Origin of the sequence: Pseudonocardia sp. Ae331_Ps2 (assembly GCF_001932405.1) — a bacterium.
GTDB lineage: Bacteria > Actinomycetota > Actinomycetes > Mycobacteriales > Pseudonocardiaceae > Pseudonocardia.
In genome coordinates, this window is record NZ_MCIM01000001.1 from 3,043,219 (window position 1) to 3,055,261 (window position 12,043).

Sequence of the window (12,043 nt, forward strand, 5' to 3'; positions counted from 1 at the left end):
GCTCAGAGGCCGTGCGGGGTGCCCTCGGTGAACCCGGCGGTGGTCTGCACCCCGACGACGGAACGCTCGTGCAGCTCGTCGACCGAGCGGGCGCCGGCGTAGGTGCACGCGGAGCGGACGCCCGAGCAGATCTCGTCGAGCACGTCCTCCACACCGGGGCGGTCCGGGTCCAGCCGCTGACGCGAGGACGAGATGCCCTCCTCGAACAGCGCCTTGCGGGCCCGGTCGAACGCGTTGTCGCCCCGGGTGCGTGCGCTGACCGCGCGCTTGGACGCCATCCCGAACGACTCCTTGTACGCGCGGCCGTGCTCGTCGCGCAGCAGGTCTCCGGGGGACTCGTAGGTGCCCGCCAGCCAGGAGCCGATCATCACCGACGCCGCGCCGGCGGCCAGGGCGAGTGCCACGTCGCGCGGGTGGCGCACCCCGCCGTCGGCCCAGATCACGGCGCCGCGCTCGCGGGCCGCGGCGGCGCACTCGGCGACCGCGGAGAACTGTGGGCGCCCCACGCCGGTCATCATCCGGGTCGTGCACATCGCGCCGGGGCCGACTCCGACCTTGACGATGTCGGCGCCCGCCTCGACCAGGTCGGCGACACCCTCGGCGGTGACCACGTTGCCGGCGGCGACCGGGACCGTGGCCCCGGCCTCGTCGACCACACGGCGGACCGCGCCGAGCGCGTCGGCCATCTTCTCCTGGTGGCCGTGCGCGGTGTCGACGACGAGCACGTCCACCCCGGCGTCGAGCAGGGCCTTCGCCTTCACCGCGACGTCGCCGTTGATGCCGATCGCGGCCGCGGTGCGCAGCCGGCCGGCGCCGTCGAGGGCGGGGGAGTAGATCCCGGCGCGGATCGCGCCGAGCGGGGTGTGCAGGCCGGCGAGGCGGCCGTCGCCGTCGAGGCCGAGCGCGACGGCCTTGCGGCGGGTGTCGAGCTGCTCGAACACCTCGCGCGGCTCGGTGCCCAGCGGCAGCGCCAGCGGGTCCGGATCGAGGACGTCGGCGAGGCGGGTGAAGCGGTCCACCCCGGCGCAGTGCGCCTCGGACACGGTGCCGACCGGGCGGCCGCCGTCGTCGACGACCACGACGGCGTCGTGGGCCCGCTTGGGCAGCAGGTTCAGCGCGTCGGCGACCGCGTCGGAGGTGCGCAGCACCAGCGGGGTGTCCCACACCGGGTGCCGGGACTTGATCCAGGACACGATCTCGGCGACGGCATCGGTCGCCACGTCCTGCGGGAGCACGGTCAGCGCGCCGCGCCGGGCGAGCGTCTCGGCCATCCGACGTCCGGCGACGGCGGTCATGTTCGCCGCCACCACGGGCACCGTGGCCCCGGAACGGTCCGGGGCGGTGAGGTCCACGTCGAAGCGGGACGTCACGGTGGAACGGCGTGGGACGAGGAAGACGTCGTCGTAGGTCAGGTCGTGCTCGGGCCGGCGGTCGTCGAGGAAGCGCACGGTATCGAGACTGTACGCCTCCTCGATACACCCGACCGGCTCTCGCGGAGGTTGATCGGTCACTCATAGGGTTCGCCCCGCGCCGGCGGGTGATCGGCGTCCGAGAAAGGCGCGGATGCTCGACCCGAACAATCACCGTGGTTCTTTCGGCGAAGCGTACGTACGCGTGCTTGCCGCCGCCGCCGGGCTCACCGTCTACAAGGACGAGCTCGATCGGGACGGCATCGATCTCGGTGTGCGCATGCCGGCTCCCGGCCCCGGGTTCGCCCGCGCGGTCGAGATGCAGATCAAGACCACGGCGTCGCCGTCGTGGGGGGCCGGTTGCCTGACCTTCAGGGGTCTCGACCGCAAGAGCTTCAACCGGTTGGCCGGGGACCGGTTCCAGGTGGCGCGTTACCTGGTCGTGGTCGTCGTCCCTCGTGACACGGACCGGTTCTCGGACATGTTCACCTCAGGGCTGCTGCTTCGGACGATCGGGTATGTGACGTCGCTCCGCGACCGGACACTCTTCGCCGACGAGCAGGGTAGGGCCGGAACCACGGTCCGGTTGCCGCTGGCCAACGTTCTGACCCCCGATTCGCTCCGTCGACTCGTCGAGCTGGACCCGGTGGTCGCACGGTGACCGACGATCCGAGTGTCGACCAGCTCGCCGACTACCTGCGTGGAACCGGATGGACCGACACCGGGCTGGCATGGAGGGGAGCCGGCATCTGGGCCCTCGATGGTCTGGAAGTGCTGTTGCCAGGGTCCTCCGGGGTCGGGGACTTCCCGCAGCGGGTGTCGGAGCTGCTCCGGACCGTGGCACGGGCCGAGGGGCGCCTTGTCGATGACGTACGACGCGCACTGCGTCATCCCACCGTCGACGAGATCACCGTCCGCCGGAAAAGCACACTGACGATATCCGAGGGCGCATCCGCGCTCCAGGGGCTGCGCAGCTTCGTCCGGGAGTCGGCTCGGGCCGTCTCCGAGGGTCCGCACCTGCGATTCCCGAAGGGGGAGCCCCGACCGGTCCGTGATCTCCTCGATGCGGTCGATCTCGGTCCCGGACCACGGGACCTGCCCGGGTTCTCCTTGTTCTTCGACACTCGGGAACGCCCCGACAGGTCCAGCCATCGGGCCGTGTCGCTGCAGGTGCGTAACGCGGCCCGTGCGCTGGCCGAGACAGTGGGAAACCGCGGCGCCTCGTTCGAGGACGTGGCCCTACAGGGCGTCTCCCTGGAGTGTTGCTCGGCTCTCGCGAGGCTGGCGGGGGAGGACGACGACGCTTTCGAGTTCAGCTTCCGGTGGGCGATACGGACACCGGAGCAGGACCGGCCCGTTGCATCCGCGCGAGTCGAGAAGGTCGGCTTCGCGGCCGGAGCGGGCGAGGGGCTCAGAAAAGGGATGAGACGGCTGTCCAGGTCGGGAGTCAGCGGTCCGGCGACGGCCGCGGGCATGGTGGACGGTCTGCACGACGAGCCGGGATCGGACGACCGGTGGCGAGCGCGACTGTCGGGAGAGGTCGCACCGGCGCACGGTGCCCGGCGGGGCCGCACGATCTGGGTCCGGTTCCCGGACCAGTCCACCTATGAGCGCGTCGTGCGCCGCTACGACCGGTCCCGACCGGTCCAGGTTCGCGGTGAGCTGACCACCAGAGACGGCCGGATCGAGCTGATGGTCGACAACAGCGGGGGCGCGTCGTGACACGTTGCGGAATCGGAGGATGTACGTGACCAGGGTGGATTTGAACCAGCGGGAGCGAGCGGTGCTCCTCACGCTGCTCGCCGAGGGGCGGGAGCTGACCAACGCTCAGCTCCAGGAGGCAGGTGGCGTGAGGCTCGACGGTGAACCCCGTCGTCGCCTCAACGAACACGGTCTCGTCGACTCGAGGAAGGTCGGCCGGGGGTTCGTCCACGAGATCAGCGACGCCGGCACCGCCTGGTGCACGCAGGAACTCGGCGCCACGCGCCCGGATCGTGCGGGGTATCTCGGCGGCGCGCTCTACGCGATCCTGCACGGCATCGAGCGGACCGGTATCCCGTTGTCGGAGCTGTTTCCTTACCGACCCGACCCGCAGGCACGCATCCGTGACGCCGTGGCCCGACTCACGGAACCCGGAGGCTGGGTCGGCCTGTCGCGGCTGCGCAAGGAACTCGCCGATCTGTCCCGGGGTGATGTCGACGCCGCGCTCACCGACCTGGCCGTCTCACCCGGCGTCCACCTGCAGTCGGAACCCAACACGAAAGCACTGACCGCGGCGGATCACGAGGCTGCCGTCACCGTCGCCGGAGAACCGCGCCACATGATCATGATCGAGAACGGATGATCGGCGACGACCTCGCCGCCCTCGAAGCAGTGCAGTTCAGCTCTGCGATGACGGCGGAGGACATCTGGAGTCCCGTCGAACAGCACGTCGAGGGCCTGCACGCACCGGCGGCTCGCGCGCTGTGGGCCGCGGTTCCCAAGAGCGCCGCACGACGGGCCAGCCCAGTGGGCATCGTCCTGCAGGGCGAACGTGGTGTCGGGAAGACCCACCTGCTGCGCTGGCTGCGGCAGCGGGTCCAGGAGATCGATGGCTACTTCTTCCTGCTCCGGCTGATGGAGGGGGACGACTTCTGGCGCAACGCTGTCCACGGCATCCTGGACGGGTTCCAGGCGGGATCGGTGGACCAACTGTCACCGCTGCTGCGGCGGCTCGCGACGGCGTGCGGCCTTCCACCCGTCGAGGTGTCGCGAATCGCAGGGACGATTCTCGTGGCACGCGCGGATCTCGACTCCCTGCTCGCCGTCCTGCGCCGGCTCGACGCCCAGGTCTGGAACGACTGCCAGGACACGTTGCGTGCACTCGTCCTCTTCCGGGCCGACCGGCCAGAGGTGCACGAGGTCGGCAACGGTTACCTGAGCAACGACGGGGACGTCGAGGAGGCCGCGCGCGAGGAGTGGGGCTTCCGGCCCGCCCCTGCCCGGTCACGGAAGCTGGTGCTGCGCGACCTGTCCCGGTTACTCGCCCTGACCGGCCCGTCGGTGTTTGCCGTCGACCAGATCGACCCGCTGATCAGCCATTCTGCGTCCACCGCATTCGACGATGCACGAGCTCCGCAGACCACGGCCGCGCAGACGGTGGGCAACGTCGCGGACGGTCTGATGGAGCTGCGGGAACTCACCCGGTGCACCCTGACCGTTGTCGCCTGCCTGCCGACCTCCTGGACGCTGCTCACCGCCGGTGCGGTCGAGTCGGCCAAGGACCGCTTCCGGGTCCTGACCCTGCAGGGCGTCATGCCTGACGACGAGGTGGCCCGTGCAATCGTCGCCGAGCACCTCGGAGGCCTCTACGCCGAGGCAGGCCACGTTCCGCCGTACCCGACCTGGCCGGTGCGACCTGAGGCGTTCGACGGCATCGGTGCCTACACACCACGGCGCCTGCTGCGAACGGTGGAGGAACACGTCCGAGCCTGCCTGGAAGCCGGCCGAGTCAGCGAGCTGTCCGATCTGCAGGATGTCTCCCGCACGGCGTTGCCCGCGGTCGCCGCCGATCCTGAACGGCTGAACGGGCTCGACGCAGAGTTCGAGAAGCTACGGGCGGCTGCCGACGTGTCGGCGCCGTTCGACCCCGAGCAGGAGGACGAGCTGATGCAGCGCCTGCTCGCGGCAGGGCTCCAGGCCTACATCGTCGAGATGGGTGACGGCGGCAACGCCTTCAGCGTCGACACGGTCCGTGCCCGTCGCCCTCCGGTGCATGCCCGGCTCCGGCACACCCTCGACGACAGCACCGAGAACGAGGTGCACTACACCTTTCGGGCCATCGCGCACTCCAATGCGCGCGCGGTCCAGAGCCGGATCACGGCAGCCCGCACGGAAGCCGGAGTTGCCGGCGGGGCGCAGCGACGGGCTCTGGTGCTGCTCCGGAACCGCGACTGGCCACGTGGCCGGATCACGGCGGAGACCGTCGAGCGGCTGGAGGCCCAGGGCGGTGTCGCAGTCCCGCTCGGGGAGGCCGACATCCGGACCCTCACCGCGCTCGAGGCGATGCGTCGCCGTGCCGCTCCCGGGTGGAGAGACTGGCTGCTGACCCGGCGACCGGCGGAGTCCGTCGAGCTCTTCCGTAGATTCCTGCCCGGACCAGGTGCTCCCGCTGTGGAGCCCGGCGGAGTACACGACGCATCGGCCGGGTCCGAAGCCGTCCCCGCCCCACATGCCCAGCAACCGGACGCCGACGAGACCGACCCCCGACCTCGCGCACTCATCGGGCCAGGGGCGGACGGGCTGCCGGTCGCGCTCCCGGTCGAGGCCCTCCGCAAACACACGGCTGTCTTCGCGGGATCAGGGTCGGGCAAGACCGTGCTGCTGCGGCGCCTGGTCGAAGAATGCGCGCTGCAGGGCGTCTCCTCGATCGTCCTGGACATCAACAACGACCTGTGTCGGCTGGGGGACCCGTGGCCCCGACCGCCGGTCCACTGGTTGCCAGGTGACCAGGAACGGTCGGAGACGTACCTGGACGGGACCGAGGTCGTCATCTGGACTCCGGGACGGAGCCGTGGACGCCCGCTCACACTTCGTCCGCTTCCCGACTTCGCGGCGGTGAGCGATGACGAGGACGAGTTCCGCATGGCCGTCGACTCAGCCGTGTCCAGTCTCGAACCGCATACCGGACTGAGCGGCCGCAAACTCGCCCAGGGCAAAGCCGTGCTGCGCGAAGTGCTGACCTACTTCGTGGAACAGGGAGGGACCTCGCTCGGCGGGCTCGTCGAGCTGTTGGCGGAGCTGCCGGAGGACCTGACCACACTGCGCACCGGCGTCAAGCTGGCCGAGGAGATGTCGGAGGCACTGCGTGCGGCACGGATCAACGACCCGTTGCTCCGTGAGACGGGCGAGCCGCTGGATCCTGGTGTCCTGCTGACCCCGCCGCCGGGGCGCCGGGCTCGGATCTCGGTGATCAGCTTCGTCGGGCTGCCGGTGCCGGAGCAGCGCCAGGCGTTCGTCAACCAACTGCAGATGGCGCTGTTCTCCTGGATCAAGGCGAACCCGGCGGGAGAGCGTCCCCTGGGCGGGTTGCTCGTCATGGACGAAGCCCAGAACTACGCCTCCTCGGGAGCGCACACGGCCTGCACCGCCAGCACCATCGCCCTCGCCTCCCAGGCCCGCAAGTACGGGCTGGGGCTCATCTTCGCGACTCAGGCACCAAAGGGCCTGCACAACCAGGTGTCGGGCAACGCGGCCACCCAGTTCTATGGCTTCCTCAACTCCGCCGCGCAGATCTCCGCCGCCAAGAGCCTGGCCCGCGACAAGGGGGGCACGGTCAACGAGATCTCGCGTCTGGGCACCGGGCAGTTCTACCTCGCCACCGAGGGGCGGCCCTTCGACCTGATGCGCTCACCGCAGTGCCTGAGCCATCACCCTCCCAGCCCGCCGGAGGAGGACGAGGTCGTCCGCCGGGCCGCGGAGGGACGGACGGACTGACGAAGCGGCCGTCATCTGTGTGTGACCCGGCGTCAATGGTGGGGAAACGACGCCGTCCTACCGTCGGGTACATGCCGGTGCCGTCGCCGAACCCTCGTGTGCGTGCCGCAGACGTGCGCCGGCTCCGTGACCTCCTGCGCATCGCGGTGGCCGGGGGCGGGCGCCCCGGGGGCCTGCTGCCCGGCGAGGACGAGCTGATGGTGCGCCACGCCGTGCCGCGCGCCGTCGTCCGGGCCGCCCTGGGTCTGCTGGGCGAGGAGGGGCTGCTGCGGCCGGGGCCAACCGGGTACCGGATCGTCGCCCGCCCGCACTACCCCGGACGGGCCGCCGTCACGGGCACGGGCACCCGCCTCCCGCGCTGGCTGGAGCGCACCGGGATCGCCGCGCCCGACGTGCTCGCCGAGTGGCTCGGTGTGCCGGTCGGGGCGCCGTGCCTGCGCACCGAGTGCGTCTCGGCGACGGCCGGCGGCGGCGCGGTGCTGGAGACCCACTACGTGACGACCACGGCCGCGGCGCGGCTGCTCGCAGTGCCCGGGACCGGCCCCTTCGCCCAGCAGCTGACCGAGGCAGGGCTGCACCCGGTGTGGGCGGACACCCGCTCCGGCCCGGTGCCCGCCGACCCGGACTCCGCGGCGCTGCTCGGTGTCGCCGCCGGGGCCCCGCTGCTGGGCGCCGAACGCACCCTGACCGGCGGCGACGGTCGGGTCCTCGCCGTCAGTGTGCTGCGTGCCGACCCGACCGGGACGGTGACCGCGGCCCGCGACGGCGCCGGGTCGGCTCAGTCGGACAGCAGCGCCCGCACCGCGTCGAGGGAGTCGGCCTCGGCCGGGGTCTTGTCCGGCCGGTAGCGCAGCACCCGGGCGAAGCGCAGCGCCACACCGCCCGGGTAGCGGGTGCTGCGCTGCGCGCCGTCGAGCGCGATCTCCACGACCAGCTCCGGGCGCAGGTGCACCACCCCCGGCTCCCGGGACGTCTCGTAGTCGGGGAAGGTCGCTGTCTGCCAGGCCAGCAGCTCGTCGGTCATGCCCTTGAACGTCTTGCCGACCATCACCGGCTCCCCGCCGTCCGGGTCGCGGGCGCCGAGATGGATGTTCGACAGCGACCCGGTGCGCCGCCCGTAGCCCCACTCGGCGCCCAGCACCACCAGGTCCAGGGTGTGCACCGGCTTCACCTTCTGCCAGGCCTTGCCGCGCCGACCGGCCGCGTACGGCGCGGCCAGGTCCTTCACGACGACGCCCTCGTGCCCCGCCGTCAGCGCTTCCTCGAGGACCGCGGCCGCCTGCTCCGGCGACGGCCGCCGGACCCCCGGCATCCGCAGCGCGGCGTGGACGTCGGCGGCCAGCAGCCCGGCGAGCGCGTCGAGCCGCACCTCGGTGGGCTCGTCGACGAGATCGCGGCCGTCGAGGTGGAGCAGGTCGAAGAAGAACGGCGACAGCATCACCTCGCCGCCGGACTCCTCGGTCCCGAACCGGCTCATCGTGTCCTGGAACGGGCGGGGGCGGCCGTCGTCGTCGAGGGCGAGGGTCTCGCCGTCGAGCACCGCGGTGTCACACGGCAGCCCACGGACCAGATCCACCATCTCGGGCACGCGAGCGGTGATCTCGCGCAGCGTCCGGGTCCACACCCGCACCTCGTCGCCGTGGCGGTGCACCTGGATGCGGGCGCCGTCGAGCTTGTGCTCGACGGTCACGTCGGCGCCGAGCCCGGCCAGCGCGGCGTCGAGCGAGTCACCGGGGGAGGCGAGCATCGGCCGGACCGGCCTGCCCACCTCCAGCGCCACCCCGGCGAGTGCCTCCTCACCGCCGGTCAGCGCGGTCGCCGCCGTCTCGGGGAGCCGCCCGGACAGCATGAACGCCCGCCGCACCGACGCCGCCGGCACCTCGGCCGCGGCGGCGACGGCGTCGACCATCAGCCCCTCCAGCGCGCCCTGACGCAGCTCGCCGGTGAGGAGGCGGTGCAGGAACCGCTGCTCCTCGGCGGTGGCGGCGCCGTACAGCTCGGTGAGCAGCTCACGGCGCCGGGCCGCCGAGCCCGCCCCCGCGGTGCCGGCCAGCTCGTCGAGGACTGCGTCGACCCGCTCCACCGTCAGCGACGGCCCCGCCGCGGCCGGCACGTCGACGCCCGACAGGGTCCGCCAGCCGGTGCCGATCCGGCCCTGCCGGGGCACTCCGGACAGCCACGCGACGACCGGCACGACCTCGACCGGCGCGGCGGCGCGCAGCAGCCCGGCGAGCGCGGCGGTCTTCTCCTTCCGCGCGCGGGTCGCCCCGACCGCGGCCGAGGTGGTGACGACGTCGGTGAACAGCACCGAGCCAGTGAAGCAGCGACCCCCGACACTCCGCGCGTCGTCGGGTCAGGCGGTGCGCACGACCTGCGGTGCCGGTGCGGGACGCGGGCCGCCCGCGGGCGGCAGGATCGCGCGGCGCCACAGCTCGGCGACCGGGACGACCCCGCGGCAGGTGCCGTCCGGTGCGACGACGACCAGGTCGTCGTAGCCGCGGGCCGGGTCGCCGGCCAGACCGATCTCCATCGCGCGGTGCAGCGGGGTCCGCTCGTCGACGGTCCGCGGCGGGTCCGCCAGCTCGGCCGCCGGCTTCTCGGCCCATAGCGCGTGGCCGAACCTGCCTGCCAGCTGGAGCAGGACGCGGCTGCGGTCGAGGTAGCCGACCGGCCGGTGCGCCCGGTCGACCAGGACGATCCCGGCCGACTCGGGGCGGGCGCGCAGCACCTCGCGGGCGGTGTCGCCGACGGCGTCGTCGGGCAGGGTCACGGCCGGGACGGCGAGCCCGCGCACCGGGGGACCGGCCGGCCGGGGTGTCGCGGGCCGCTCGGGGACCGACGGTGTGATCCCGGGCGGTGTGACCCCGGGCGGCGCGGACCCGGGCGTGAACGGCTGCGGCACCGCGCTCAGCAGGCCGAGCAGCTCCGCACGGGTCGCCGGGTCGGCCTCGGGGACGGCGCGCGCCCCGCCCAGCAGCGGGCCCTGGGCGAGGGCGACGCCGGTCACGAACAACCCGACCAGCCGGCCCGCGTCGTGGACCCCGGTCGCGGCGACCGGCGCCCCGGCCGTGCGGGACACCTCGAGCACCGCGCGGACGGCGGCACCCGTGCCCGCGTCGAGCACCCCGCCGCAGAGGTCGGGCTCCAGCTTCACCACGTCCGGCCGGACGGCGGCCACCACCTCGGGCCCGAACGCGCGCCCGGCCCCGTCGAGCCCGATCCGGAATCCCCACCGCCGCAGCTCGGCCAGTGCCGGGACGAGGTGCTCGGCCGGCGCCGCGGCGGCGATCGGCGGCCCCACCTCCAGCAGCGGGGCCACCGGGTCGGTGGCGTCGCCCAGCATGCCGCGCAGCCGCTCCCGCGCGTGCAGGACGGTGTCCGCGGCGACATCGACCTGGATCGGGACCGTGCCGCCGTGCGCGCGGGCCGACGCGACCGCCGAGACCGCGGTACCCGCGTCGAGCTCGGCGATCCGGCGGGCGTCCCAGCCGCGGTCGCGGGCCACGACGGCCACCGCGTCGTGCTGCCGGCGCGGCACCACCTCGACCCCGGCGACGCGACCGGTGCGCAGATCGTGCACGGGGACGTACGCGAAGCGCTGGTCGGCCATGGTGCGGTCCGTTCGAGTGAAAGTGATCGACTGGTGCTCACATAGTGTCACGTCGATGTGGACCGAACGGGGACCGGAGATGAACAGCGGGTGGACTGACCCGGTGCGCCCGGCCGGTGACCGGGCGCAGCCGGGGTCAGGAGCGCTTTTCGCCGCGGGTCATCGCCAGCACGTCCAGCGCGCGGTCCAGCTCGGCCTCGGTGAGCGTCCCGTTCGCCACGTGCCCGCGCTCGATCACGACCTCGCGGATGGTCCGTCGCTCCTTCAGTGCCTGCTTCGCGATGGCCGCCGCCTCCTCGTAGCCGATCTTCGAGTTCAGCGGGGTGACGATCGACGGCGAGGACTCGGCGTACTCGCGGGTGCGCTCGAGGTCGGCCTCCATCCCGTCGACGACCTTGTCGGCGAGCAGCCGCGCCACGTTCGCGATCAGTCGTGCGGACTCCAGCACGTTGCGCGCCATCACCGGCATCATCACGTTCAGCTCCAGGTTGCCCTGGCTGCCGGAGAAGCCGACGCACGCGTCGTTGCCCATGACCTGGGCGCAGACCATCATCGTGGCCTCGCAGATCACCGGGTTGACCTTGCCCGGCATGATCGAGCTGCCCGGCTGCAGGTCCGGCAGGTGGATCTCGGCCAGCCCGGTCCGCGGTCCGGACGACAGCCAGCGCAGGTCGTTGGCGATCTTGTAGAGCGACACGGCGACGGTGCGCAGCGCGCCGGAGGCCTCGACCAGGCCGTCACGCGAGCCCTGGGCCTCGATGTGGTCGGTGGCCTCGGCGAGCTGCTCCAGACCGGTGGTCTCGCGCAGCTTCGCGACGACGGCGGCGCCGAACCCGTCCGGCGCGTTCAGCCCGGTGCCGACCGCGGTCCCGCCGATCGGCAGGACGGCGAGGCGGGGCAGTGCGTCGCGGACGCGGTCGGCGCCGTAGCCGGCCTGGCTGGCCCAGCCACCCGCCTCCTGGCCGAGGGTGATCGGGACGGCGTCCATCAGGTGGGTGCGGCCGGCCTTCACGACCTCCGACCAGTCCGCGGCGCGGCGGCGCAACGCGGCCTCGAGGTGCTCCAGCGCCGGGACGACCTCGGTCGCCAGCGCCTCGGTGGCGGCGAGGTGGATGGTCGTCGGGAAGACGTCGTTCGACGACTGCGAGGCGTTGACGTGGTCGTTCGGGTGCACGTCCGTACCGGCGCGGGCGGCCAGCGAGGCGATCACCTCGTTGGCGTTCATGTTCGACGACGTGCCGGAGCCCGTCTGGAAGACGTCGACCGGGAAGTGGTCGTCGTGCCCGCCCGCGGCCACCTCGTCGGCGGCCGCGGCGATCGCGCGGGCCCGGTCGTCGTCCAGTACGCCCAGCTCGCCGTTCACCCGGGCCGCGGCCGCCTTGACCAGGCCGAGCGCGCGGATCTGGGCGCGCTCCAGGCCGCGGCCGGAGATCGGGAAGTTCTCCACCGCGCGCTGGGTCTGGGCCCGCCACAGCGCGTCGGCGGGGACCCGGACCTCGCCCATGGTGTCGTGCTCGATGCGGAAGTCCTCGCTCATGGGCGAAGGTCT

Annotated in this window: 9 protein-coding genes; 5 read left to right on the forward strand and 4 right to left on the reverse strand. The window is 72.9% G+C overall.

All coding sequences use genetic code 11. The annotated features are described in order from the left end of the window. Window positions 1–2 precede the first annotated feature (2 nt). Window positions 3–1,448, reverse strand: coding sequence for a GuaB1 family IMP dehydrogenase-related protein (locus tag Ae331Ps2_RS14650; protein ID WP_075308267.1), 1,446 nt, complete (start codon window positions 1,446–1,448; stop codon window positions 3–5). A gap of 115 nt (window positions 1,449–1,563) precedes the next feature. On the opposite strand from Ae331Ps2_RS14650, the gene Ae331Ps2_RS14655 reads away from it, so the two are divergent. The 5 genes from Ae331Ps2_RS14655 (at window position 1,564) to Ae331Ps2_RS14675 (ending at window position 7,732) form a co-directional block, all read left to right on the forward strand. Continuing rightward, complete coding sequence (locus Ae331Ps2_RS14655; RefSeq protein WP_075308265.1) at window positions 1,564–2,070, forward strand: DUF4365 domain-containing protein; 507 nt, start codon at window positions 1,564–1,566, stop codon at window positions 2,068–2,070. Then, on the forward strand, window positions 2,067–3,131 hold the full coding sequence (locus Ae331Ps2_RS14660) for a hypothetical protein (RefSeq protein ID WP_075308263.1): 1,065 nt from the start codon (window positions 2,067–2,069) through the stop codon (window positions 3,129–3,131). Before Ae331Ps2_RS14655 ends, Ae331Ps2_RS14660 begins: the two co-directional genes overlap by 4 nt. A 25-nt stretch (window positions 3,132–3,156) precedes the next feature. Next, window positions 3,157–3,753, forward strand: a complete 597-nt coding sequence (locus Ae331Ps2_RS14665) for a hypothetical protein (protein WP_249265257.1) — start codon at window positions 3,157–3,159, stop codon at window positions 3,751–3,753. Continuing rightward, window positions 3,750–6,884, forward strand: coding sequence for a helicase HerA domain-containing protein (locus tag Ae331Ps2_RS14670; RefSeq protein WP_075308259.1), 3,135 nt, complete (start codon window positions 3,750–3,752; stop codon window positions 6,882–6,884). Before Ae331Ps2_RS14665 ends, Ae331Ps2_RS14670 begins: the two co-directional genes overlap by 4 nt. Window positions 6,885–6,955: 71 nt before the next feature. Continuing rightward, window positions 6,956–7,732 carry a UTRA domain-containing protein gene (locus Ae331Ps2_RS14675; protein WP_075308257.1) on the forward strand — a complete coding sequence of 259 codons (777 nt, stop codon included), beginning with the start codon at window positions 6,956–6,958 and terminating at the stop codon, window positions 7,730–7,732. Here Ae331Ps2_RS14675 and Ae331Ps2_RS14680 read toward each other — a convergent pair. The 3 genes from Ae331Ps2_RS14680 to Ae331Ps2_RS14690 all read right to left on the reverse strand — a co-directional run bounded on the left by Ae331Ps2_RS14680 (window position 7,663) and on the right by Ae331Ps2_RS14690 (window position 12,031). Further along, window positions 7,663–9,192, reverse strand: a complete 1,530-nt coding sequence (locus tag Ae331Ps2_RS14680; protein ID WP_075308255.1) for an ATP-dependent DNA ligase — start codon at window positions 9,190–9,192, stop codon at window positions 7,663–7,665. The genes Ae331Ps2_RS14675 and Ae331Ps2_RS14680 overlap by 70 nt on opposite strands. Window positions 9,193–9,237: 45 nt before the next feature. After that, window positions 9,238–10,494, reverse strand: coding sequence for an EAL domain-containing protein (locus tag Ae331Ps2_RS14685; RefSeq protein ID WP_075308253.1), 1,257 nt, complete (start codon window positions 10,492–10,494; stop codon window positions 9,238–9,240). Window positions 10,495–10,630: 136 nt separating this feature from the next. Then, entirely contained in the window at window positions 10,631–12,031 is a 1,401-nt protein-coding gene (locus Ae331Ps2_RS14690) for a class II fumarate hydratase (RefSeq protein ID WP_075308251.1), read from the reverse strand. Window positions 12,032–12,043: the final 12 nt, after the last annotated feature.